At 54.8% G+C, this 24,157-nt stretch carries 22 protein-coding genes; 2 read left to right on the forward strand and 20 right to left on the reverse strand.

Annotated features, from left to right (window positions below):
* Positions 1–3 precede the first annotated feature (3 nt).
* Positions 4–201, forward strand: coding sequence for a DNA gyrase inhibitor YacG (gene yacG / locus K5Y33_RS14745; RefSeq protein WP_222234389.1), 198 nt, complete (start codon positions 4–6; stop codon positions 199–201).
* A 27-nt stretch (positions 202–228) separates the two neighbouring features.
* Here yacG and mutT read toward each other — a convergent pair whose 3' ends face one another.
* Positions 229–624, reverse strand: coding sequence for an 8-oxo-dGTP diphosphatase MutT (gene mutT / locus K5Y33_RS14750; RefSeq protein ID WP_101762107.1), 396 nt, complete (start codon positions 622–624; stop codon positions 229–231).
* Positions 625–812: 188 nt separating this feature from the next.
* Here mutT and K5Y33_RS14755 point away from each other — a divergent pair, with 188 nt between their 5' ends.
* A complete protein-coding gene (locus K5Y33_RS14755) occupies positions 813–1,199 on the forward strand; it encodes a response regulator (protein WP_101762108.1) in 387 nt (128 codons plus the stop codon).
* Between the two features lie 42 nt (positions 1,200–1,241).
* Here K5Y33_RS14755 and secA read toward each other — a convergent pair whose 3' ends face one another.
* The 19 genes from secA to cra form a co-directional block, all read right to left on the reverse strand.
* Positions 1,242–3,947: a preprotein translocase subunit SecA gene (gene secA, locus K5Y33_RS14760; RefSeq protein WP_222234390.1), complete on the reverse strand. Its 2,706-nt coding sequence runs from the start codon at positions 3,945–3,947 to the stop codon at positions 1,242–1,244.
* Positions 3,948–4,023: 76 nt separating this feature from the next.
* Positions 4,024–4,524, reverse strand: coding sequence for a secA translation cis-regulator SecM (secM, locus tag K5Y33_RS14765; RefSeq protein ID WP_370634140.1), 501 nt, complete (start codon positions 4,522–4,524; stop codon positions 4,024–4,026).
* Between the two features lie 274 nt (positions 4,525–4,798).
* Positions 4,799–5,716, reverse strand: coding sequence for a UDP-3-O-acyl-N-acetylglucosamine deacetylase (gene lpxC, locus K5Y33_RS14770; protein ID WP_097094933.1), 918 nt, complete (start codon positions 5,714–5,716; stop codon positions 4,799–4,801).
* Positions 5,717–5,817: 101 nt separating this feature from the next.
* Positions 5,818–6,972, reverse strand: a complete 1,155-nt coding sequence (gene ftsZ, locus K5Y33_RS14775) for a cell division protein FtsZ (protein ID WP_008108602.1) — start codon at positions 6,970–6,972, stop codon at positions 5,818–5,820.
* A gap of 71 nt (positions 6,973–7,043) precedes the next feature.
* On the reverse strand, positions 7,044–8,300 hold the full coding sequence (gene ftsA / locus K5Y33_RS14780; RefSeq protein ID WP_007888634.1) for a cell division protein FtsA: 1,257 nt from the start codon (positions 8,298–8,300) through the stop codon (positions 7,044–7,046).
* On the reverse strand, positions 8,297–9,136 hold the full coding sequence (ftsQ, locus tag K5Y33_RS14785) for a cell division protein FtsQ (protein ID WP_101762111.1): 840 nt from the start codon (positions 9,134–9,136) through the stop codon (positions 8,297–8,299). The genes ftsA and ftsQ overlap by 4 nt, the downstream gene beginning before the upstream one ends.
* Before the next feature lies 1 nt (position 9,137).
* Positions 9,138–10,058 (reverse strand): D-alanine--D-alanine ligase, encoded by a 921-nt coding sequence (locus K5Y33_RS14790; protein ID WP_222234392.1) that lies wholly within the window; start codon positions 10,056–10,058, stop codon positions 9,138–9,140.
* The gene (murC, locus tag K5Y33_RS14795; protein ID WP_101762113.1) at positions 10,051–11,526 is read right to left on the reverse strand and encodes a UDP-N-acetylmuramate--L-alanine ligase; all 1,476 of its coding nucleotides are present in this window, start codon (positions 11,524–11,526) and stop codon (positions 10,051–10,053) included. Before murC ends, K5Y33_RS14790 begins: the two co-directional genes overlap by 8 nt.
* Positions 11,527–11,597: 71 nt before the next feature.
* Positions 11,598–12,656, reverse strand: coding sequence for an undecaprenyldiphospho-muramoylpentapeptide beta-N-acetylglucosaminyltransferase (gene murG, locus K5Y33_RS14800; RefSeq protein ID WP_137385155.1), 1,059 nt, complete (start codon positions 12,654–12,656; stop codon positions 11,598–11,600).
* Positions 12,653–13,867, reverse strand: coding sequence for a cell division protein FtsW (gene ftsW / locus K5Y33_RS14805; RefSeq protein WP_101762115.1), 1,215 nt, complete (start codon positions 13,865–13,867; stop codon positions 12,653–12,655). The genes murG and ftsW overlap by 4 nt, the downstream gene beginning before the upstream one ends.
* Positions 13,867–15,183, reverse strand: a complete 1,317-nt coding sequence (gene murD, locus K5Y33_RS14810; protein ID WP_137385154.1) for a UDP-N-acetylmuramoyl-L-alanine--D-glutamate ligase — start codon at positions 15,181–15,183, stop codon at positions 13,867–13,869. The genes ftsW and murD overlap by 1 nt, the downstream gene beginning before the upstream one ends.
* Before the next feature lie 2 nt (positions 15,184–15,185).
* Positions 15,186–16,268 (reverse strand): phospho-N-acetylmuramoyl-pentapeptide-transferase, encoded by a 1,083-nt coding sequence (gene mraY / locus K5Y33_RS14815; RefSeq protein WP_007888613.1) that lies wholly within the window; start codon positions 16,266–16,268, stop codon positions 15,186–15,188.
* Positions 16,262–17,623: a UDP-N-acetylmuramoyl-tripeptide--D-alanyl-D-alanine ligase gene (gene murF, locus K5Y33_RS14820; protein ID WP_222234393.1), complete on the reverse strand. Its 1,362-nt coding sequence runs from the start codon at positions 17,621–17,623 to the stop codon at positions 16,262–16,264. The genes mraY and murF overlap by 7 nt, the downstream gene beginning before the upstream one ends.
* Positions 17,620–19,107, reverse strand: coding sequence for a UDP-N-acetylmuramoyl-L-alanyl-D-glutamate--2,6-diaminopimelate ligase (gene murE / locus K5Y33_RS14825; RefSeq protein WP_222234394.1), 1,488 nt, complete (start codon positions 19,105–19,107; stop codon positions 17,620–17,622). Before murE ends, murF begins: the two co-directional genes overlap by 4 nt.
* Positions 19,094–20,860, reverse strand: coding sequence for a peptidoglycan glycosyltransferase FtsI (locus K5Y33_RS14830; RefSeq protein WP_222234395.1), 1,767 nt, complete (start codon positions 20,858–20,860; stop codon positions 19,094–19,096). Before K5Y33_RS14830 ends, murE begins: the two co-directional genes overlap by 14 nt.
* Before the next feature lie 16 nt (positions 20,861–20,876).
* Positions 20,877–21,197, reverse strand: coding sequence for a cell division protein FtsL (gene ftsL / locus K5Y33_RS14835; protein ID WP_101762119.1), 321 nt, complete (start codon positions 21,195–21,197; stop codon positions 20,877–20,879).
* Positions 21,194–22,135 carry a 16S rRNA (cytosine(1402)-N(4))-methyltransferase RsmH gene (gene rsmH, locus K5Y33_RS14840; protein WP_222234396.1) on the reverse strand — a complete coding sequence of 314 codons (942 nt, stop codon included), beginning with the start codon at positions 22,133–22,135 and terminating at the stop codon, positions 21,194–21,196. The genes ftsL and rsmH overlap by 4 nt, the downstream gene beginning before the upstream one ends.
* 2 nt (positions 22,136–22,137) lie before the next feature.
* Entirely contained in the window at positions 22,138–22,596 is a 459-nt protein-coding gene (gene mraZ, locus K5Y33_RS14845; protein ID WP_007885013.1) for a division/cell wall cluster transcriptional repressor MraZ, read from the reverse strand.
* 489 nt (positions 22,597–23,085) lie between these two features.
* On the reverse strand, positions 23,086–24,096 hold the full coding sequence (cra, locus tag K5Y33_RS14850; RefSeq protein ID WP_101762121.1) for a catabolite repressor/activator: 1,011 nt from the start codon (positions 24,094–24,096) through the stop codon (positions 23,086–23,088).
* Positions 24,097–24,157 lie beyond the last annotated feature (61 nt).

The following is a 24,157-nucleotide window of genomic DNA, read 5'->3' on the forward strand; positions in this document are numbered from 1 at the left end:
GTTATGCCGGAAGAGATAATTAACGTACCTTGCCCCAATTGTCGTCGCGATGTGATTTGGGATGAGTTGAGCCCGTGGCGGCCATTCTGCAGCAAACGTTGCCAGCTGATTGATTTAGGTGAATGGGCAGCAGAAGAGAAACGTATTCCCAGCAGCGGTGACCAGATGGACAGCGATGACTGGAGCGAAGAACAGCAGTAAAAAGTAAGGGGCTTAGCGCCCCTTCACTTAAATCTCGCCAGCCACTAATCGGCTGATCAATTCATGGTTCGCAGGCGGAAATTCATCCGCGACCAAATCCTGCTGTTCGACCCAACGCTGTGGCTGACCTTCACGACCATAAGGTTCGCCGTTCCAGCCTTCAACCAGGAAGAAATGCAGCGTAACGCGCAGATCTTCATAACTGTGATCGGCCTGACCAATCGCGCTTGCCGACGTGACTTCAATACCGGTTTCTTCCATCAGCTCACGCTTGAGCGCCTGCTCGGCAGATTCATCTTGTTCAATTTTTCCGCCGGGAAACTCCCACTTATTCGCCATATAGGAGCTTGCCGCACGCTGGGCAAGGAAGATTTGACGTTCTGTATTGCGAATGATGCCCACCGCAACCTGCAGGTGTTTCATAAGCTGGATTCCGCTTTTTTAATAAAATGAGCGCTGAGTGTAAATCAGACATCGAGTGATGTTAACCTTTGAGAGGAAAGTGACGTCCCACGCCCTACAAAAGCCAGTGATTAAGACATGTCGTAAGGATCGCAACCGGGAATGTTGGGAATACTCGCAGCACTTTCTTCTGTTAAACCCGACTACCTATGGAATTCAAAGAAACAACGTTTCTGGCGCAAACTACGCCGGAACAATTACATGCCCTACGCCATCTGGTATTTCATGACATCCTGACGTTAGACAGCGCAAAGAACACCTTAACATGGTGGCCTGAACACAAAGTTATTTCGTTGAATGAAGCGCAAAAACGATTCTTCTCCTGTCTGTTGCTGCGGATTACCTCGAAGCGTCAGATTATTGCCACCGTTTGGAATGAGAGCTATCCGAGCATCAGCGATAACAATTACCATCAGCTACTGTTCCAAAGCCGGGCGCTGTTGAAGCGAGCTGGCTTACCGGATGGTTTGCTGGTCACGCTGCCGTATCATGGCGTGCGCCTAAACGAAGAGAAACTCATGGCGATAACACGCTAAATCGTCAGCAAAAAAAATGGAGCCCGAAGGCTCCTTTTTTTATCAGGCCAGACGGCCGTGACACTGCTTGTATTTTTTGCCGGAACCACATGGGCAGAGATCATTACGGCCCACTTTACGCTCCCCGCCTTGTGCGGCTAACGCTTCGGCTGCTGCGGTGGCATCATCAACATGGCTCAGCTGCTGCTGTTGCGCTAAACGCTCCGCTTCTTCACGGCGCTGCTGCTCCATCGCTTCCACTTCTTCTGGCATGCGTACCTGAACTTTGCTCAGGGTGCTAATCACTTCGTACTTCAGTGATTCAAGCATCGCCGCAAACATAGAGAAGGATTCGCGCTTGTATTCCTGCTTCGGATCTTTCTGGGCATAACCGCGCAGGTGGATGCCCTGACGCAGGTAATCCATCGCTGCCAGATGCTCTTTCCACAACGAATCCAGCGTTTGCAGCATCACGCCTTTCTCAAAGTTGCGCATCATCTCTTCGCCAACCACTTCTTCTTTAGCAGCATAGCTTTCTGCGGCGTGGGTCATGATACGTTCGCGCAGCGTCTCTTCGTGAAGATCGGGCTCTTTATCCAACCACTCAGCAATAGGCAAGTTGAGATCGAAGTCGTTACGCAGACGCTCTTCCAGGCCGGCAACATCCCACATCTCTTCCAGTGACTGCGGCGGAATGTAGGTATCAATGGTAGTTTTATAGACATCTTCACGGATGCTATTGATGGTTTCAGACACATCAGACACATCCAGCAGTTCGTTACGCTGGCTGTAGATGGCGCGACGCTGATCGTTGGCAACGTCATCGTATTCCAGCAGCTGTTTACGAATATCGAAGTTGCGGCTTTCCACTTTACGCTGCGCGTTGGCAATCGCTTTAGTCACCCATGGATGCTCGATTGCTTCGCCTGGCTTCATGCCCAGTTTACGCATCATGTTCGATACGCGATCTGAAGCGAAGATACGCATTAATGCATCTTCCATCGACAGGTAGAAGCGTGAAGAACCGGCATCACCCTGACGACCCGCACGACCACGCAGCTGGTTATCGATACGGCGAGATTCGTGACGCTCAGTACCAATAATGTGCAGACCGCCTGCAGCCAGCACCGCATCGTGACGCAGTTCCCACGCTTCTTTCATCGCCTGAATCTGCTCTTCGGTTGGCTCGTCCATTGCGGCGAGCTCAGCCTGCCAGCTCCCGCCCAGCACGATATCGGTACCACGACCGGCCATGTTGGTTGCGATAGTAACCGCTGCAGGTTGACCCGCCTGAGCAACGATATCCGCTTCGCTGGCATGGAATTTGGCATTCAGTACGCTGTGTTTAATGCCCGCGCGCGTCAGTTCATTGGAAACGACTTCAGATTTCTCAATCGAAATTGTGCCCACTAACACCGGCTGCCCTTTAGCAGTGCAGGCACGGATGTCTTCGATAATGGCGTCAATCTTCTCTTTCTCGGTCATATAGACCAGATCGGCCATATCTTTACGCACCATCGGACGGTTGGTTGGCACCACGATAGTATCGAGCTTGTAGATGGAGCTGAATTCGAATGCTTCGGTATCTGCGGTACCGGTCATACCGGCCAGTTTCTCGTAGATACGGAAGTAGTTCTGGAAGGTAATGGAAGCCAGCGTCTGGTTTTCATTCTGGATTTCCACGCCTTCTTTCGCTTCAACCGCCTGATGCAGACCATCTGACCAGCGGCGACCTTGCATGGTACGGCCGGTGTGTTCATCAACGATGACCACTTCGCCATCTTTAACGATGTAATCAACATCGCGGGTGAAGAGTGCATGAGCACGCAGCGCCGCAGTAACGTGGTGCATCAGCATGATGTTGGTTGGGGAGTAGAGTGACTCGCCCTCTACCATGATGTTTTGGCTAACCAGTAGCTCTTCAACTTTTACCAGGCCGCGCTCGCTCATGTGTGCCTGGCGCGCTTTTTCATCGACCCAGAAATCGCCTTCGCCCTGGAAGGTTTCAGAGTCTTCTTTTTCCTGACGCACCAGATGCGGGATGATCTTGTTAACTTTGGTATACAGCTCAGAGCTGTCTTCCGCCGGACCAGAGATGATCAATGGCGTACGTGCTTCATCGATCAGGATTGAGTCGACTTCATCCACTAATGCGTAATGCAGCTTACGCTGCACGCGCTCTTCCGGACTGAACGCCATGTTGTCGCGCAGGTAGTCGAAGCCGTATTCGTTGTTGGTGCCGTAGGTGATGTCAGCGGCATAAGCTGCACGCTTAGCCACGGCTGGCATGTTTGGCAGGTTAATGCCGATGGTCAGGCCAAGGAATTCAAACAGTGCACGGTTATTTTCGGCATCACGCTGCGCCAGATAGTCATTGACGGTAACAACGTGCACGCCTTTGCCGCTCAGCGCGTTCAGGTAAGCGGGCAGAGTCGCGGTCAGGGTTTTACCTTCACCGGTGCGCATCTCTGCGATGCAACGTTCGTTGAGCACCATGCCGCCAATCAGCTGCACATCAAAGTGACGCATACCGAAGACGCGCTTACTTGCTTCACGTACGGTGGCAAAGGCCTCAGGAATCAGGCTCTCAAGGCTTTCGCCTTTTTTCAGGCGCTCGCGGAACAGGTCAGTTTTCGCTTTCAGTTCATCGTCAGAGAGCTTTACGAAATCCGGCTCCATCTTATTGATGACGTCGACGATTTTGCGCATACGGCGCAGAGTACGATCATTGCTGCTGCCGAATACTTTAGTTAATAATTTGATTAACATGATAAATTTTTCTCAATTCAGCCGTGATTTCACGGGCTGCAAAATCTGATTCAGGATGTGGAAAAAACGTTAGCAGTTAAGCAATGAAAGGCCCGGCGCGGATGCCATGAATAGCAGCCTGCCAATCAGCAGAGGAAAGAATTTGTGGTTCGTTGTGACGCAGTTTTTGTTGCGGCTCAACAACAGTCAGCGATTGCGCCGGAGAAGTCAGCAACGCCTGAAGCGAACCTATCAACGCCAGCTTTTGTGCCGTCAGCGGCAGAGCTTGATCGGCTTCCGCCTGAGCGGGCGGCGTCATACTAAAGGAAAGATGGCGAATAACGGTGCGAATCGCATGCTGGTGCCAGTAGTCGACGTTGAAATTCGGTCGACGCGCGCTTTCCTGCAGACGAATCAGATGATCAAAGTGGACAACATTGCCGACAAACAGGCTGCTGATCGGCGAATCATTCGCTTTCGGCTCAGCACTTTGCGCACAGGCAGGCAAACCTAAACTGGCCGCCACCATCCCCAACAGGAGATGTGGCCAGAAATAGCGTCTGCCTAATTGTCGCCAGCGTGAGAAAATCCCGATCACAATCCGTCCACAATGCATTGAATAAAGTAATAAAGCGGTAGCAAAAATCTGCGTTACCCAGCTTATGTGAGCGCCAGATGATAGCACTTATGTGGGGCTTCGACACCAGTGATTAAAGGGGCTTCGGCGGAATTCACGTTTTTTTGTACAGGGTTTCGCCAGTTGCTACAGCGAATTGAGATCGGCTTGGCAGGAATAAAAATGAGGCAATAAAAAACGGCAGGTTCAACTGACCGGAGAGGGTGTCAGCGAAACCTGCCGTTTTATGTCTGACTTACGCCAGAACTAAATTTGGTGCTTTGAATGCCAGTGGCAGTTCAGCTTCATCTTCGAAGGTCGCCCATTCCCAGGCTTCCTGCTTAGCCAGAACCGCTTGTAGCAACTTGTTGTTCAACGCATGGCCCGATTTAAAGGCGGTAAACGCGCCAATAACATTATGACCGCACATGAACAGGTCGCCAATCGCATCGAGCATTTTATGACGAACAAATTCGTCTTCAAAGCGCAGACCGTCTTCGTTTAATACGCGGAAATCATCAAGGCCAATCGCACAATCTAAACTACCGCCCAGGCACAGGCCTTTAGACTGCAGATATTCGATTTCACGCATAAAGCCAAAAGTGCGCGCACGGCTGATTTGACGAACAAAGTTCTCAGCCGAGAAGTTGAGCTGGTAACGCTGCGAGCTTGAGTCGATTGCTGGATGTTTGAAGTCGATAGTAAAGTCGAGTGAGAAACCGTTATACGGCTTGATCTCGGCCCACTTATCGCCATCTTCCACACGCACCGTTTGCTTAACGCGTACGAATTTCTTCGCGCTGCTTAGCTCTTCGATGCCAGCGTCCATCAGCAAATAGACAAAAGGCGCGGCACTGCCATCCATGATCGGGATTTCCGGTGCATCAACTTCAACAATAATGTTGTCGATGCCCAAGCCCGCCAATGCGGCGTTCAGGTGTTCAACGGTTGAAATACGCACGCCTTCATCGTTCACCAGGCAAGTACTCAGCATGGTGTCGCGCACATATTTTGCATCAGCCGGGAAATCTACCGGTGGATTCAAGTCAGTGCGACGATAGATGACCCCGGTGTTAGCCGACGCAGGGCGTAACGTCAGTGTGACTTTCTTGCCGGTATGTAAACCGACACCAGTCGCCTGAACAATACGTTTTAATGTCCTTTGTTTGATCATCGCTTTATCTCGCAATATTACCTGTCCGACCGCCAGTATAAATTACCAGCGGGCGAATACTTTAGCACAAAGAGCGGAGAATCCCAATTCTCGGGATATTCTTAATCAGCCTGCTTACGCAAGAAGGCTGGAATATCAAGGTAATCGGGTTCTTTGCTGGATGCCGCCGGTTGGTCATTCACCACTTTCGCAGCCGGTTTCTGCTCCTGCGGCAGCGGCGCCATGCCGTGCTGCTGGTAGCGATGATCCATCACTGGCTGAGTGGCCGGCTTGTTGGTCACCAGCGTGATTTCCGGACGCTTATCCATGCCGATGCCGGTTGCAACTACGGTCACACGCAGTTCGTCGTTCATCTCTGGATCCAGAGAAGTACCGATAACCACGGTTGCGTTGTCAGAAGCGAAGGCGCGGATGGTGTTACCCACGGTTTCAAACTCATCAAGACGCAGGTCGAAGCCCGCAGTAATGTTGACCAGTACGCCGCGCGCGCCGGACAGATCGATGTCTTCCAACAGCGGAGAAGAGATAGCCATCTCTGCCGCTTCTTCCGCACGATCTTCACCACATGCCACGCCTGAACCCATCATGGCGTAACCCATTTCTGACATCACGGTACGCACGTCCGCAAAGTCAACGTTCATCAGGCCAGGACGGGTAATCAGTTCAGCGATACCCTGTACAGCGCCTTTCAATACGTCGTTGGCTGCGCCGAACGCATCCAACAGAGAAATACCGCGACCCAGAACTTTCAGCAGCTTGTCGTTTGGAATAGTAATCAGTGAATCGACATGCTTAGACAGTTCAGCGATACCTTGCTCAGCAAAAGCCATACGCTTTTTGCCTTCAAAGTTGAACGGTTTAGTTACCACCGCAACGGTCAGGATACCCAAATCTTTTGCCACTTCAGCCACAACTGGCGCTGCACCAGTACCGGTACCGCCGCCCATGCCAGCTGCGATGAACACCATGTCTGCACCATCCAGCGCAGCACGCAGTGCTTCGCGATCCTCTTCTGCAGAGTTACGGCCCACTTCTGGGTTCGCACCTGCACCAAGACCTTTGGTGATATTGGTCCCGATCTGGATCGTCTGGCCGACCGCTGTCTTACGCAACGCTTGCGCGTCGGTGTTCACAGCGAAGAATTCCACACCTTCGATACGCTCGCGTACCATGTGCTCTACGGCGTTGCCACCGCCACCGCCGACGCCGATGACTTTAATCACCGCGTCATTGGTTAATTCCATAGGTTCAAACATGATTTCTCTCCGTTATGTGCCTGTCGCCTGGAGATCATAAACATTGCCAGCATGATCTCCTTTTTCAAAAATTAAAACTCTTTCTTCAGCCAGCTGTTGATTCGTTTGAACCAGTTGCCCACTGAAGCACGTTTTTCCGTTTCTGCATCACCGTTCATGTGTGACTCTTTGCCGTAATGCAGCAGGCCAACCGCCGTAGAGTAATACGGCTCCTGCGCATAGTCCGTCAGGCCGGTGATGTTAAGCGGCTGTCCGATGCGCACTTGCGTGTGGAACACGCGCTGTGCGCAGGCTGCCAAACCTTCAATCTGCGCCGCACCACCGGTCAGCACGATACCGGCCGCCAGATGATGTTTTACGCCTTGCTGGCGCAGCTGCTCCTGTAATTGCAGAATCTCGTCGTTGACCAGATTCAACAGTTCGGTGTAACGCGGCTCGATGACTTCAGCCAGCGTTTGACGCTGCAGGCTACGTGGTGGACGTCCACCTACGCTCGGCACTTCAACATTTTCGTCTTTGCCGACAATCGAGCCCAATGCACAACCGTGACGCACTTTAATCGCTTCTGCGTCGGTCGGCGGTGTACCAAAAGCGTAAGCGATATCGCTGGTTACCACGTTCCCGGCATACGGGATCACTTTGGTGTGACGCAGTGCACCGCCAGTATAGACAGCGATATCCATTGTACCGCCACCGATATCAACAACACAGACGCCCAGCTCACGTTCATCTTCCGTCAGTACGGAGAAACTGGATGCCAACCCGGCAAAAATCAGTTGGTCAACTTTCAGGCCGCAACGTTCAACGGCTTTGACAATATTTTTTGCCATATCGTTGTGGCAAGTGATCAAATGTACTTTCGCCTGCATACGTACGCCAGAAAGTCCCACTGGATTCTTAATGCCTTCCTGATAATCGATGGCATATTCCTGCGGGATAACATGCAGAATACGATGCTCATCGCGTACGCGAACGGATTTCGCCGTATGCACCACGTTCTCTACATCATCCTGAGTCACTTCCTCTTCCGAAATCGGAACCATCCCGATTTCGTTCTGGCAACTGATATGTTTGCCCGATAAAGCAAGGTAGACCGAAGAAATCTGGCAGTCCGCCATCAATTCAGCCTGATCGATGGCGCGCTGTACGCATTTCACCACCGATTCCAGATCGTTTACGCCGCCTTTATCCATGCCGCGAGACGGGCAACTGCCCACCCCAATAATATTGACCATACCATCGGGCAGAATTTCCCCAACCAGGGCGGACACCTTCGCGGTGCCAATTTCGAGTCCTACTACCAGTTTTCTGTCCGTTGCCTTGATCATTGTGGTTTAGCCTGTGCCTGGTTCTGTTGCTGATTACTGTCCTGTGGCTCTATCGGTGCAGCGGCCCAACCGACTGCGGCGCCCGAATCGTAGCGCAAATCAACGTACGTGATGCGCTGGTTCTGACTCTGGCCCTGCTGCTGCAAATCCGGATAAAGCTCAATAAAACGGTTCAGACGCTTCATGGTATCGCTACGACCTAATTCGATGCGCACATCGTCACTGGTCACTAACTGCCACGAGCGCCGCGCCGTCATCGACGCGACCTTCAGGGTAAACTTGTTAGCCTTTAATACATCACTCATGGTGTGATAGCCGGCTAACACCTCGTTTTCACTGCCTTCCGGACCGTACAGCATCGGCAACGTTTCTTTGCCAACGTGACTGGCCGGAACGCTGAAGGAGACGCCAGCGGCGTCCACCATATGTGAGTCATTCCAGCGTGCAACCGGAACATACTCCACCAGATTAATCTTCAGCTCATCAGGCCACTGCTTGCGCACACTGACCTGCTTAATCCAGGGTAAACGCTCAATCTGCTGCTGGATGATATCCACGTTCTGCGACATGAAGGTTCCCGGCGCGCCAAGCGATAAAATGGCCTGACGAATATCATCATGCGTGGTGTAGTGGGTTTGCCCGGTCACCACCAGCTTCGATAACGGCAAGCGTGACGCGTCATTCATCCACTTCAGCACCACGAGGCCACCCGCCACCATAATGCCCAACACAATCAACAGGAACACCATGCCAAACAGTCGCGCACCGTTACTGCGCCCGGAGCGTGTCCGCTCCTGAGGTTCGCGATTGCGTACTCGTATCGCTGCCTGAGACATATCAGTCAGCCAGCTCCAGAATACGCGCCACCAGCTGCGGGAAGCTGTATCCCGCTTGCTTCGCGGCCATCGGCACTAAACTGTGGCTGGTCATGCCGGGCGAAGTATTCACTTCCAGCAGCTGGAAGTTGCCCTCACCGTCAGCCATCACGTCCACGCGACCCCAGCCGCTGCAACCCAATGCGCGCCAGGCTGACCACACCAACGTCTGCAATTCTGCTTCCTGCTCGGCGCTTAATCCGCTCGGGCAGAAGTATTCAGTATCGTCAGAAATGTATTTAGCTTCATAGTCATAGAACTCGCTGGCGGTTTTAATTCTGATAGAAGGCAGAATTTGCTCACCCACGATGCCCACGGTGTATTCCGCGCCGCTCAGAAAAGCTTCGATCAGCACGTCATCATCATGACGAAAGGCTTCTTCAAGCGCTGCGGGTAATGCATCCGCATGGTTCACGCGGCTGATACCGACGCTAGAACCTTCGCAGCTTGGCTTGACAAACAGCGGTAAACCCAGCGCCTCAATGGCTTTGATGGTATCCGCGTTTAAACCTTGTTCATGTTGCTGACGCGTCAGCCAGACAAATTTGCCTGAGGGTAATCCCCTGCCCTGCCACAGCAATTTGCTGCGCAGCTTATCCATGGTGATGGCGGAAGCCATCACACCGCTGCCGGTGTAGGGCAGTTGCAGGAACTCCAGCACCGCTTGCAGCGTGCCGTCTTCACCACCACGACCGTGCAAAGCAATAAACGCTTTAGCGAAGCCTTGCTGTTTCAGGTCAATCACCGACACATCACGCGTATCGACTGCATGCGCATCAATGCCCATTTCACGCAGTCCGGCCAGCACTGCCGCACCGGACATCAGCGACACATCACGCTCGGCCGAGGTGCCGCCCATCAATACTGCAACCTTCTCAGTCATGGCGCGCCTCCGACTTAACGGCAGGCTGTAATTCGTTTTCGGCCAGCTTGCGGGCAATCTTGCCGATGTTGCCTGCACCCTGCACGATCACCAGATCGTCGCCCGACAGCAACGGTGCCAGCGCATCTGGCAGCGCGTCATGCTCAGAGACCAGAATCGGATCAACTTTGCCACGGTTACGAATCGCGCGGCACAGCGAGCGGCTATCAGCGCCGGGAATTGCCGCTTCACCCGCCGGATAGACATCCAGCATCAGCAACACATCCACCTGCGACAGCACATTCGCGAAATCATCAAACAGGTCACGCGTACGCGTGTAGCGATGTGGCTGGAACACCATCACTAGCTTCTTGTCAGGCCAGCCCGCACGTGCGGCTTTGATGGTGACATCCACTTCGGTGGGATGGTGGCCGTAATCGTCGACCAGCATCGCACTGCCTGGATTACCGTTGACGGCGGCGGTATCGAACTCGCCCAGCACGTCAAAGCGGCGTCCGGTGCCCTGGAAGCTCTCCAGCGCGGCCAGAATCGCGTTATCTTCAATCCCCTCTTCGCTGGCAACAGCTACCGCGGCGGCTGCGTTCAGCGCGTTATGACGGCCAGGCGCATTCAGCGTCACTTTCAGCACCGGCTTATCCTGACGAATAATGGTGAAGTGGCCTTGTGCGCCACGCTGCTCGTAATTCTCGATACGCACATCCGCGTCATCGCTGAAGCCGTAGGTTGTTACCTGACGGCCTACGCGCGGGATCAGGTCACGAATCACTGCATCATCCACGCACATTACCGCGCGTCCATAGAATGGCAGGTTGTGCAGGAAGTTAATGAACGTCTGCTTCAGGTTCTCGAAATCGCCCTGATAAGTGTCCATGTGATCCGCTTCGATGTTGGTGACAATTGCCACCATCGGTTGCAGATGCAGGAAGGACGCATCACTTTCATCTGCTTCAGCAATCAGATAACGGCTGCTGCCCAGGCGCGCATGCGTACCTGCGGCTTTAACCAAGCCACCGTTAACGAAGGTGGGATCCAGTCCGCCTTCCGCGTAAATGCTGGTCACCATCGCGGTGGTGGTGGTTTTACCGTGCGTGCCCGCAACGGCGATGCCGTGACGGAAACGCATCAGTTCAGCCAACATCTCAGCACGACGAATCACGGGAATACGCTGCTCACGAGCGGCAACCAGTTCAGGATTATCCTGCGCTACGGCCGTCGACACCACGACAACGCTGGCATCGGTGACGTTTTCCGGACGATGGTTGAAATAAATCGTCGCACCCAGCGCAGCCAGATGCTGTGTCACCGCGTTCGGCGCCAGATCAGAACCGCTGATGTGATAGCCTTCGTTCGCCAACACCTCGGCAATACCGCCCATGCCAGCACCACCGATGCCGACAAAGTGAATGTGCCGGACGCGACGCATCTCGGGCACAATAGAACGCAGTTTTGCCAATTGTTGTGTATTCATCTGTTTCAATTACCTGTTTTTCCCGTTTGTACCTGCTAAAAGGTACGGGCCAAATCAACTGGCCGATTAATTTACTTCGCGACGCGCGCCACTTCATTTGCAACCCGCTCGGTTGCATCGGGAATCGCGACCTGACGGGCTTTTTCTGCCATCGCCAACAATGTGGTGCGATCCCAGTGACGCAGCGTGTCCGCTACCACAGCCGCGGTGAACTGCGGCTGCTCGAAAATTTTGGCTGCGCCCGCTTTTTCCAGCGGCAACGCATTCCAGTACTGCTGACGATCTTTGTGCTGAAACGGTACGAAGATTGCCGGTAAACCTGCGGCCGCCACTTCACTTACCGTCAATGCGCCCGAGCGGCACACTACGACATCGGCCCAGGCGTAAGCTTCGGCCATGTCATCGATAAACTCGGTGACTTTGTGCTGCGGCTGACCCGCTGCGCGGTAAGCCTGCTGCACGGTTTCCAGTCCGCCTTTACCGGTTTGATGCCAAACCGTAATGGCTTCGCCCAACGCTGCGGCCACTTGCGGCACGGTCTGGTTAAGGATGCGCGCGCCCTGGCTGCCGCCAACCACCAGCACGCGAATCGGGCCGAAACGTGCGCTCAGTCGCTCTGCCGGTAACGGCAGCGCTAACACGTCGGTACGCACCGGATTGCCAACCACTTCAGCATTTGGAAACGCCCCCGGAAACGCCTGCATCACTTTGGTGGCGATCTTCGCCAGCCACTTGTTGGTCAGTCCGGCAATGCCGTTCTGCTCATGCAGCACCACCGGAATACCGCAGCTCCACGCCGCTAAGCCGCCAGGACCCGAAACGTAGCCGCCCATTCCCAGCACCACATCCGGCTGCCAGCTCTTCATGATGCGACGCGCCTGGCGCCATGCATTGAAGATGCGTACCGGTGCCAGCAACTGCGCTTTAACACCTTTACCGCGTAAACCGCTGATGCGGATAAAATCAATTTCAATGCCGTGTTTCGGCACCAAATCCGCTTCCATTCGGTCAGCGGTTCCCAGCCAGCGCACCTGCCAGCCTTGTTCCATCAGGTGATGGGCAACGGCCAGACCGGGGAACACATGTCCGCCAGTACCGCCTGCCATGACCATCAACCGTTTGCCACTCATCGTGCACCTCGGGTAAACGCCTGCGCTTTTGCCAAACGCGTTTCATAATCTATGCGCAATAAAAATACGATGGCGGTCGACATGATGATCAGACTCGAACCACCGTAACTGATCAGCGGCAGCGTCAGACCTTTCGTCGGCAGCATGCCAGCAGCTGCACCCACGTTAACCAGCGCCTGGAAGCTAAACCACACGCCAATTGAGCAAGCGAGGAAGCCTGAGAAGCGCTGATCGATCTCCAGAGCACGGCGACCAATCGACATCGCGCGAAAAGCGACGAAGAATACCATCAACAGCGCTAAAACCACACCGACATAACCCAACTCTTCACCGATGATGGAGAAGATGAAGTCAGTATGTGCTTCCGGCAGATATTCCAGTTTCTGCACCGAGTTGCCTAAGCCCTGCCCCCAGAACTCACCGCGCCCAAACGCCATCAACGATTGCGTCAGCTGGTAGCCGCTGCCGAAGGGATCTTCCCACGGGTTCCAGAAGGAGGTCACACGGCGCATACGGTACGGTTCGGCGATGATCAGCAGCACCACGGCGAAAATGCCGGAGCCGATGATCGCCAGGAACTGCCACATTTTCGCCCCGGCGAGGAACAGCATCGCCAGCGTGGTAACAAACAGTACAACCACGGTACCGAGGTCCGGCTGCGCCAGCAGCAGCACGGCCAGTACCACCATCACGCCCATCGGCTTACAGAAGCCCCAGAAGTTGTTACGCACCTCTTCGACTTTGCGCACCAGATAGCTGGCGAGATAGCAAAACAGCGTCAACTTCGAAAGCTCGGCTGGCTGAATACGCAGCGGGCCAAGGGCAATCCAGCGCGATGCACCGTTCACCGAGCTACCGACGACCAGGACGATCAGCAGCATCACCACGGACACCATCAGCATCACGTTGCTGTAGCGCTGCCAGAAATCCATCGGGATGCGTAAGGTCACCAGCGCCATGCCAAACGCCAAAGCGATATAAAACGCATCACGCTTGGCAAAGTAGAACGGATCTTCATTCAGACGTTGACCGACCGGCATCGACGCCGACGTCACCATCACAAAACCGATCAGCGCCAGCCCAAAGGTGAGCCACAGCAACGTGCGATCGTACAGCACCACCGGCGCATCATCACTGTCGCGCGCGCCCATCACCCACTCACGCAGGCGCAACGACAGATAGTTGGCGATACCGGCTCCAGGAATGCGCATCAGCTCAACTCCTTCGCCAGTTGCGCGAACTGATCGCCGCGCTGTTCAAAATTACGGAACTGGTCAAGGCTGGCGCAGGCCGGTGATAACAGCACCATATCGCCGGCTTTAACCTGGGCGGCAATCTGCGTCATCGCCTGCTGCATGGTTTCAGTGCGCGTGGCGATCTCCGGACGCAATGCCGCTAACGCATCACCATCTCGACCAAAACAGAACAGCTTCACGTTGTCGCCCTGCAGATAGCGCGCCAGCGGGCTGAAATCAGCCGACTTGCCGTCGCCGCCCAGCAGCAGCCACAAGGTACCTTTCACCTGCAAGCCATTCAGCGCCGCTTCGGTGCTGCCAACATTGGTGGCTTTGGAATCGTTAATCCAGCGCACACCGTGGGCTTCATGCACCAGCTGGAAGCGGTGCGCCAGGCCGGTAAATGTGGTTAACGCTTTCAGGCTGGAAGCACGCGGGATGTTCACCGCGTCGGCCAATGCCAGCGCTGCCAGCGCGTTGGTGTAATTGTGTTGACCGACCAGCGTCATCTCATCGGTGTTCAGGACTTTCTCGCCCTTTGCCCGCAGCCAGGTGCTGCCCTGCTGCTGATTGAGATGATAATCGCCGAGATTGATGCCGAAGCTTACGCAGCGCTGATCAACACCGCGCACCGGCATGGTCATACCATCGTCGGCATTCACCACGCAGACGCTGGCGTTTTCGTAAATGCGCAGCTTGGCGGCACGATACTGCTGCATGCCGAGCGGATAGCGATCCATGTGATCCTCGGTGAGATTGAGGATCGTCGCCGCCGCCGCCTTCAGGCTGTGGGTGGTTTCCAGCTGGAAGCTGGAGAGTTCGAGTACATAAAGCTGTGCTGGCGATTTCAACAGCGTCAGCGCCGGCAAACCGATGTTGCCGCCCACGCCCACCTGCCAACCTGCAGCACGTGCCATTTCGCCTACCAGCGTCGTCACGGTGCTTTTGCCGTTCGAACCGGTGATCGCCACAATCGGAGCCTGCGCTTCACGGCAGAACAGCTCAATATCGCCGATGATTTCAATCCCGGCATCGGCGGCTTCGCTTAATGCAGGATGCGCCAGCGCGATGCCGGGGCTGGCGATAATCAGATCGGAGGCCAGCAACCAATCACTATTCATACCGCCAACATAGCGCTCCACCGAAGCTGGCAGTTTGTCCAGCCCCGGCGGCGAGACACGGGTATCCATCACGCGTGGCGTTACGCCTTGCGCGAGGAAGAAATCAACACAGGAGAGGCCAGTAATGCCTAATCCAATGATGACGACTTTTCTGCCCCGATAGTCAGCCATGATTAACGTACCTTCAGCGTTGCCAGGCCAATCAGCACCAGCATCAGCGAAATAATCCAGAAGCGCACGATGACGCGCGGCTCCGGCCAGCCTTTCAATTCATAGTGATGGTGAATCGGTGCCATGCGGAAAATGCGTTGACCGCGCAGCTTGAACGATCCCACCTGCAGAATCACCGACAGCGTTTCGACCACAAACACGCCGCCCATGATTAACAGCAAGAATTCCTGACGCAGCAGCACGGCGATGGTGCCGAGCGCGCCACCCAGCGCCAGGGAGCCGACATCGCCCATGAACACTTGCGCTGGATAGGTGTTGAACCACAAAAATCCGAGTCCAGCTCCGACAATCGCGGTGCAGACAATCACTAATTCGCCCGCGTGCCGTAAATAAGGAATGTGCAGATATTCGGCAAACTTGACGTTACCGGTCGCCCACGCCACCAGCGCAAAGCCTGCTGCCACGAACACCGTTGGCATAATGGCTAAGCCATCAAGGCCATCCGTTAAGTTAACTGCGTTGCCGGTACCGACAATCACGAAGTAGGCCAGCACCACGTAGAACAGGCCCAGCTGCGGCATCACGTCTTTAAAGAATGGCACCACCAGCTGCGTTGCAGGCGTATCTTTACCAGCGATAAACAGCGCGAACGCAACCGCCAGCGAAATCACTGACATCCAGAAATATTTCCAGCGCGCGATCAGGCCTTTGGTGTCTTTGCGCACCACCTTACGATAGTCATCCACAAAGCCGATGATGCCAAAACCGACCAGCACCACCAGTACGCACCAGACGTATGGATTAGACGGATAGGCCCACATCAGCACCGAAATAGTGATGGAGGTGAGGATCATTACGCCGCCCATGGTTGGCGTGCCGCGTTTGCTGAAGTGTGACTCTGGACCGTCGTTACGCACCACCTGACCGATCTGCAGCTTCTGCAGCCAGGCAATCAGGCGCGGGCCCATCCACAGAGAAATGAACAAGGCGGTCAGCAGGCTGACAATGGCGCGAAACGTCAGATACGAGAAGACGTTAAAGCCGGAATAAAATGCGACCAGATGTTCGGCCAGCCAGACTAGCATGTTCCTTTCTCCTGTAAGCTCTGTACTACCTGCTCCATGGCGGCACTACGTGAACCTTTAACCAAAATAGTGATGTCCTGATGTTCGGACAGCAATGTGCGTAAACGTTCAGTTAGCGCGGCTTTCGTTGCGAAATGCTCGCCTTTACCGCTGTTTTCGCCAATCAGCTGGCTCAGAGTTCCAATGCTCAGCACGCGATCGATACCTGCCGCTTTGGCCGCATCGCCGACCTGGCGATGACACAATTCGGCTTCATCACCCAATTCAGCCATATCGCCCACTACCATCACGCGGTAGCCCGGCATATCGCCTAGCACCTGTGCGGCGGCAGTCATAGAACCGACATTGGCGTTGTAGCTGTCATCCAGCAGCAGTTGATTGGCCGCCAGGCGAATCGGGAACAGTCGACCAGGAACAGCCTGCAAGGTTTTAAGGCCAGCTTGAATCGCCGATAGCGGCGCATCTACTGACAATGCCAACGCTGCAGCGGCTAACGCATTCGAGATGTTATGACGGCCCGGCAGCGGCAGCTCCACGGCGATATCACCGCGTGGCGTATGCAGCGTGAACAGCGTGGCATCGGCTCGCAGCACGATTTCGCTGGCGCGGAATTCTGCATCAGCCATCGGCTGCGGCGAGAAGCGCCACAAGGTTTTATCTGCAAACTGTGATTGCCAGTTGGCCAGATCGTTGCTGTCAGCGTTGACGATCGCGGTGCCGTGTACCGGCAAGCCGCCAAAAATTTCGCCTTTGGCTTTCGCCACGCCCGCCAGCGAGCCAAAGCCTTCCAGATGGGCGGCAGCAAGGTTATTCACCAGCGCAGTTTCCGGACGCACCAGATCGGTGGTGTAGGCAATTTCACCCTGATGGTTGGCACCTAACTCGATCACCGCGTAAGCATGCTCTTTGGTGAGACGCAGCAGCGTCATCGGTACACCGAAGTCGTTGTTCAGGTTGCCTGCGGTGTAGAGCGTTTCGCCACACTGACGCAAAATCGCGGCGGTCATCTCTTTGACCGAGGTTTTGCCGGATGAACCGGTCAGCGCAACTACGCGAGCGTTCGCCTGTTGGCGTACCCACGCGGCGAGTTGCCCAAAAGCAATCCGCGTATCAGCCACAACCACTTGCGGGACAGAAACCGGCAGCAGTTGACTGACCAGCAGCGCCTGCGCACCGTTGGCAATGGCATCGTTAGCGAAATCGTGAGCATCAAAACGTTCACCCACCAGCGCCACAAACAGGCTGCCGGCGGTGACTTTTCGTGTATCGGTGGTGACATCGGCAAGGGTTAAATCCGCGCCGTGCAGTTGACCGCCACTGAGTTCGGCCAGCGTATTGAGAGAAACGGGAATCATGCCATCACCCCCAACAATCGGGCGACGGTGTCGCGGTCGGAGTAATCCAAACGGCGGTTGCCAATGATTTGATAATCTTCGTGGCCTTTTCCGGCCACCAACACGATGTCATCGGCGCTGGCTTGCATCACGGCGTTGGTGACCGCCTGCGCACGACCGGAAACCACGCGTGCGCGGCCCGGATCGAGCAAGCCGGTGAGAATGTCATTCACAATCGCCATCGGCTCTTCGCTGCGTGGATTATCGTCGGTGATCACGACGATGTCGGAGAATTGCTCAGCAATCGCGCCCATTAGCGGACGTTTGCCTTTGTCACGATCGCCACCGCAGCCAAACACGCACCACAGCTGGCCTTTACAGTGCAGACGCGCCGCTTCCAGCGCTTTTTCCAGCGCATCCGGCGTGTGAGCGTAATCGACAACCACCGTAGGTTTGTCTGGCGCAGTGAATACTTCCATGCGACCACATACTGGCTGCAGCTGTGGTGCAGTGGCAACCAGCGCATCAAGCGGATAATCCAGCGCCAGCAGCGTACCCAGCGCCAGCAACAGGTTGCTCACGTTGAAAGCGCCCATCAGGCGGCTATCAAACTCGCCGTTGCCCCAGCTGGAGCTGAACAGAATATGCGCACCGCCGTCGTGATAATCCACCGCCGTAGCTTTCAGCCAGCGGCCATGACAACCCGATTGCAGATTGTCTTCCATGGTGACCGCTACCGCATCCGGCAATTTTGCCAGCCAGCGACGCCCCACTTCATCATCAGCATTGATGATGGCTTCAGCGACCTGATGCTCAGAGAACAGTAACCATTTAGCGGATTCATAACTCTGCATATCACCGTGATAATCGAGGTGATCGCGGCTCAGGTTAGTAAATACCGCGGCCGCAAACGGCAAGGCGGCAACGCGATGCTGCACCAAACCGTGTGAGGAGACTTCCATTGCCGTCAGGGTTGCGCCCTGCCCGACTAAATCATTCAGCACATGCTGCACATCCACCGCAGAACCGGTGGTGTTTTCGGTTGCCACCAGTTGACCGTAAAGGCCATTGCCTACCGTGCCCATCACTGCGCCGGTTTCACCGAGCAGATTGGCCCACTGCGCCATCAGTTGCGTGGTGGTGGTTTTGCCGTTAGTGCCAGTAACACCAATCAATTTCAGTTTGCTTGCAGGCTGCTGATAAAAGCGTCCGGCCAGTGCAGAGAGACGCTGCTGCAACTGCGCCAGATAGATAACCGGGACGCCATGCATCTCGCGGATATCTCCATCGCTGGCTTCGCCTTCGGCTTCGGCAATCACTGCCGCTACGCCTTGTGCAATAGCCTGCGGAATAAAACGACGTCCATCAGCATGATGGCCCGCCACGGCGATAAACAGATCGCCAGAAGCCGCCGCGCGGCTATCTAGTGTCATGTCACGGAGTGGACGCGCCGGCGCACCCGGCACCCACGGGGCCAGTAAGTCGCGCAGGTTACGATCTGTCACTTGATCCCTCACTTCTATTCTTCACCAACTCGTTCTTATCAACTGTCGGCAGCGCATCAGGTTCGATATTCATGGTACGCAATACGCCGCCCATGATGGCGCCAAACACCGGTGCTGAAACCGCACCACCATAATATTTACCGGCCTGGGGATCGTTGATCACCACCACCAGCGCAAAACGAGGACGGCTGGCAGGCGCAACGCCTGCGGTATAAGCAATGTATTTGTTGACGTAACGTCCATCCGGTCCAACTTTCTTGGCGGTACCGGTTTTGATGGCAATGCGATAGCCCTTGATGGCGGCTTTCACCCCACCACCGCCAGGCAACGCAACGCTTTCCATCATGTGCATCACCGTTTTCACCAGGTCTTCCTGGAAAACGCGTTCACCCGCCACTGGCGGGTCAACTTTGGTGATCGACAGCGGGCGATTAATGCCGTAGCTGCCAATGGTTGCGTAGACTCGCGCTAACTGTAACGGCGTTACCATTAGCCCGTAGCCGAAAGAGAAGGTGGCCCTCTCTATGTCAGACCACCGTTGTTTTTGAGGGTATAAGCCACTACTTTCCCCGACCAGCCCCAAATTGGTCGGTTTACCCAGTCCAAAGCGCGCGTAAGTATCTACAAGTGCTGAGGAGGGCATCGCTAACGCCAAACGTGAAACCCCGACGTTACTCGACTTCTGTAAAACCCCGGTAAGGGTCAATTCGTTGTAGCGCGCCACGTCTTTGATCTCATGACCATTGACGCGGTACGGCACGGTATTCAGTACGCTGTTCTCTTTCACCACACCGCGCTGCAAAGCCGTCATCACCACCATCGGTTTCACGGTGGAACCTGGCTCGAAGATGTCGGTAATAGCGCGGTTACGCATCACGTCTTTCGGCGTGTTGCTGAGATTATTCGGGTTGTAAGCGGGGCTGTTCGCCATCGCCAGCACTTCGCCGGTGTTTACATCCACCAGCACCGCGGTGCCTGATTCGGCTTTGTTGAACGCCACGGCATTATTCAGTTCGCGGTACACCAGCGCCTGCAGACGTTCATCAATGCTCAGCGTCAGGTTGTGCGCGGCGCGGCTATCTACCGAGGAGATATCTTCAATGACGCGGCCGTTGCGGTCTTTACGCACCGTACGTTCACCCGGTGCGCCGGTCAGCCATTTGTCGAAGCTTTTTTCGATGCCTTCAATGCCCTGGCCATCAATGTTGGTAAAACCAATCAGGTGCGCAGTCACCTGGCCCGCCGGATAGTAGCGGCGCGACTCTTCACGCAGATAGATGCCCGGCAGCTTAAGCTTTTTCACATACTCGCCAATCGCTGGATTCACCTGACGCGCCAGATAGACAAAGCGCCCTTTCGGGTTGGCATTGATACGTGCAGCAAGTTGATCGAGCGGGATCGATAAGGCATCCGACAGCGCTTTCCAGCGACTATCCAGCGAGACGCCGCCGTGTTCGGTCAGCTCTTTCGGATCGGCCCAGATCGCATTCACCGGCACGCTCACCGCCAGCGGACGACCGGCACGATCGCTGATCATACCGCGCGCGGTTGGCACCGATTGCACGCGCAGCGAACGCAAATCGCCCTCTTTCACCAGCTTGTCAGGGTTGATCACCTGCAGCCACGCTACGCGCGACAGCAGTCCGCCCAGCGCCAGTAAAATGCACCCGCACAGTAACGCAAAGCGCCAGCTTACAAAGCTGGCCTTATCTTCTTGTTTTTTTAACTTTAGCGTTTTGCCTGCGCCACTCATTGAGTTCTGCGATTCCTTATTTCTGCACCACAATATTTTCCTGCGAAGGATCTACATGCTGCATTTGCAGTTTATCGGTTGCTATCCGCTCTACACGGCTGTGATCGCCCAGTGCGTTCTCTTCAAGAATCAGGTTGCGCCATTCGATATCGAGCGCATCACGCTCCAGCACCAGCTGTTCACGCTGCGCAGTTAACAGGCGCGTCTTGTGCGTGGTGGTCACGACCATTACCGAGGACACCAGCACCGCGATCAACAGCAACAGCGGGATCTTGCCAAATCGCAGCAAGTCCCCACCAATGACACCGGGTAAGCTGTGGCGCTCGTTGCCAATCATGAGGCCGTTCGCTCCGCGATACGCAATACCGAACTGCGCGCACGTGGATTTTCGTTCACTTCGGCTTCGCCAGGAATCAATTTGCCCAGCGTTTTCAGCTCACGACCGCCTAAGGCTTTAAGCTGCGACTCCGTCATCGGAATGCCTGCTGGCACCTGAGGACCGCGGCTCTGATCGCGCATAAAACGCTTCACTAGGCGATCTTCCAGTGAGTGGAAGCTGATGATCGACAACCTGCCGCCTGGCGCGAGAACCGACAAGGCCCCTTTCAGCGCGGTATCGATCTCTTCCAGCTCACTGTTGATCCAGATACGAATCGCCTGGAAAGTACGCGTTGCCGGGTGCTTAAATTTGTCTTTGACGGGCATTGCGGCGGCAATCACCGTCGCCAGCTCTTTGGTGCGCGTCATCGGCTGGTCGCGGTTACGCTCTACGATGGCGCGCGCAATACGTTTACCGAAACGCTCTTCACCGTAGGTCTTGATCACGAAAGCGATATCCGCCTCCTCTGCGCTCATCAGCCATTCGGCGGCCGATTGCCCGCGTGTTGGATCCATACGCATATCCAGTGGCCCATCACGCATAAAGGAGAAGCCACGTTCGGCATCATCCAGTTGCGGAGAAGAGACGCCCAGATCGAGCAGAACGCCATCGATCTGGCCGGTCAGCCCGCGCTCTTCAACGTATTCTGCCAAAGCCGAAAACGGCCCATGGACGATCGAGAAGCGCGGATCGTTTATCTCAGCGGCTGCGGCTATCGCTTGCGGATCGCGATCAATCGCTATCAGTTGCCCTTTCTCGCCAAGCTGCGAAAGGATTAAGCGCGAGTGACCGCCGCGACCAAAAGTGCCATCGATATAAATGCCGTCTTCCCTGATATTGAGGCCGTTTACCGCCTCATCCAGCAGCACTGTGGTGTGTTTGAAATTTTCCTGCATAGCTATAGCGACAAGTCCTGCAACCGCTCAGATAAAGGCTCCTGAGCCGACTGTTCTGTGTCAATATCATCCTTAACTTGTTGATACCAGGTCTGTTCATCCCACAGCTCAAACTTATTGAACTGTCCAACCAGCATCACTTCTTTGGTCAGGCCGGCATGTTGACGTAACGTGTTCGCCAACAACAAACGACCCGCATTATCCATCTGGCATTCACTGGCATGTCCCAACAGCAGTCGCTGTACGCGACGCTCGGCAGGATTCATGCTGGATAAGCGAGACAGCTTTTTCTCAATGATTTCCCATTCGGGCAGGGTATAAAGCAGCAGGCATGGCTGGTGGAGGTCAATGGTGCATACCATTTGCCCCTGAGACTCTGCGACAAGCAATTCACGATAGCGCGTTGGTACTGCTAATCGTCCTTTGCTGTCGAGATTGACTAACGTTGCTCCACGGAACATGCCAGCCTTACCCCTCAATCACCCGTTTTCACCACTTTATCCCACTTTTTACCACGAAACGAGTTTACGGAGCCGATGAAATCCTTGTCAAGCCGCAACGGCAAGTGAATATCACTATTTACATCGGGTGAAATTAATCAATGAGGGAATTAATCGGCATGGATTCGTAAAATAAAAAATTAACCTGATGAATAATTGAATAAAATTTTCTGCACGAGGATAAATGGCGAAAAATAAAGCGCTTCGGCGCAAAAGTATAATTGCCCCGCAATCTGCGACAGCGGCGGCATTTTAGGGGATTTCTGAAAGGATGCCCAGCATCATCGCGCCAGCTCTGCCACGCCTCACTGATGAACATGTAAACAATTAAGAAAAGTCAGCAAGGTTAATTTGTTAGCTGGAGTGGCGATTATTTACGCTTATTTACGCCGTAAGGTTTCAAAATATCGACAGGATTAATAAATGCTGGGCAGCGAACTGCCCAGCATTTCATTTAGAGCGGCGACTTAATTGTCCGCGGCGGAATAAATTGCGACGAATACGGGTTAAACCAGGCTTGGGTTTACGTGGTTCATCTAGCGAGGCTAACACCAGTTCCAGCACGCGCTCAGCCACGTCGCGATGACGTTGCCCCACCGCCAGCACCGGGCACTCGAGGAAATCCAGCAATTCGTGGTCGCCAAAGGTGGCGATCGCTAAATCCGTCGGCAGGCGACCATCACGCTTCAGCGTAATGTCCATTACGCCCTGCAGCAGCCCAAACGACGTGGTGAACAGCGCCTCCGGCATCGGATGATCTTCGAGGTACTTCTCAAACAGCGCGGCAGCGGCGGCCCGATCAAAACTGTTGCAGTAGATGTAATCAATTGGCCGCTCATCATCTTTCCACGCATCGCGGAAACCTAACTCACGCAGGAAGCTGACCGACAACTCAGGCAGCGCGCCGAGGAACAGCACATTTTTCACCGGTAGCTGACGCAATTCAGCCGCCAGCGCCTGCGCATCATCCTGATCGGCACCCACTACGCTGGTAAAGTGTTCACGATCCAGCGCACGGTCCAGCGCGATAATCGGTAGCGGATCGTTGATCCAACGCTGATAGAACGGATGCTCTGGTGGCAGTGAAGTTGAAACGATGATGGCATCAACCTGGCGCTGCAACAAATGCTCGATGCAGCGCATTTCGTTGTCTGGCTGATCTTCTGAGCAGGCAATCAGCAGCTGATAGCCGCGCTGACGCGCCTGACGCTCCAGATAATTCGCAATGCGCGTGTAACTGGTGTTTTCCAGATCGGGGATCACGAGGCCAATCGAACGTGTGCGCCCGGCGCGCAGCCCAGCCGCGACGGCATTGGGGTGATAGTTGTGTTCACGCACCACCGCCATCACTTTTTCGACGGTTTTTTCGCTGACACGATACTGCCGCGCTTTGCCATTAATTACATAGCTGGCCGTGGTGCGCGACACGCCTGCCAGGCGCGCAATTTCATCCAGTTTCACGGTGACACCTTAATTCTGATAAGCCAGCGCTGACGAAAATATCCGCAGAGTAGCTATGGGT

It is taken from the genome of Pantoea sp. DY-17 (assembly GCF_019795975.1).
In the GTDB taxonomy this organism is placed as follows: domain Bacteria; phylum Pseudomonadota; class Gammaproteobacteria; order Enterobacterales; family Enterobacteriaceae; genus Pantoea; species Pantoea leporis.